Origin of the sequence: Mycobacterium sp. E1214 (assembly GCF_001666755.1) — a bacterium.
Classification (GTDB): domain Bacteria; phylum Actinomycetota; class Actinomycetes; order Mycobacteriales; family Mycobacteriaceae; genus Mycobacterium.
The window spans coordinates 1-727 of record NZ_LZJC01000103.1; the positions used below are offsets into that span (position 1 = coordinate 1).

The 727-nt window shown below is 66.7% G+C and carries 1 protein-coding gene; it reads right to left on the reverse strand.

Translation table 11 applies throughout. The annotated features are described in order from the left end of the window. Positions 1 to 596 (reverse strand): FtsW/RodA/SpoVE family cell cycle protein (locus A5700_RS14925; RefSeq protein ID WP_197502954.1); only part of this gene is annotated, 596 nt, incomplete at its 3' end. Between the last annotated feature and the right edge of the window lie 131 nt (positions 597 to 727).

A 727-nucleotide genomic window follows, 5' to 3' on the forward strand; every position in this document is an offset into this window, starting at 1 on the left:
TACGAGTTCTCCAAGATCCTGTTGCTGATCTTCTTCTCGGCGGGCTGGATCGAGAAGCCGGGGAAGCGAATCCAGATCTTGGCGCCGTTCTGCTCGGACAGCGCCGCCGGCAGCAGGGCGGGAATCGACAGGAATAGCAGCCCCGTGATCCCGCAGATGTAGCCATAGCGGGCCAGTTGCCGGTGGTCTTTCAAGAAGGTGACCACCAGGGCGAAGGTGACGACGCCGATCAGGGTCCACAGCATCTGTTGGGTCGCGCTGGGGTGATGCCGGCCGCTGAGCTGGTTGTTGACCAGATCCAGCCGGTGAATCATCACCAACCCAAGTCCGTTGAGGAGCGCGACAATTGGCAACAGCAGCGGGTCGGTGTAGGGCGCGAAACGCCGGATGGCGACGTGCGCCGACCCGAAAGCGAGCAAGAACGCCAACCCATAGCTGGTCACGTTCCAGCTCAGGCCGCGGTCCTGGTTGGCCTCCACGATGAGCAACGCCGCGACGGTGATCAGCGCGGCGAAGAACAGCAGCGCCAGCTCGGCGTTGCGCCGGGTGGGCAAGGGAGGCGTGACCGCGACCGGCGGCTGGACTTGGGTGGTCATGCCACCGTCCGGCAGTCGGTACCCGGTTGAAGCGGGGGCGCGGGAAGCGCGGTCACCGTCTGCGAAGTGGTCGTCGGACCGGCCGGTGCGGGGGCCGCCGGGCTGGGGAGCGCAGAGGCGCTGGGCGGCGG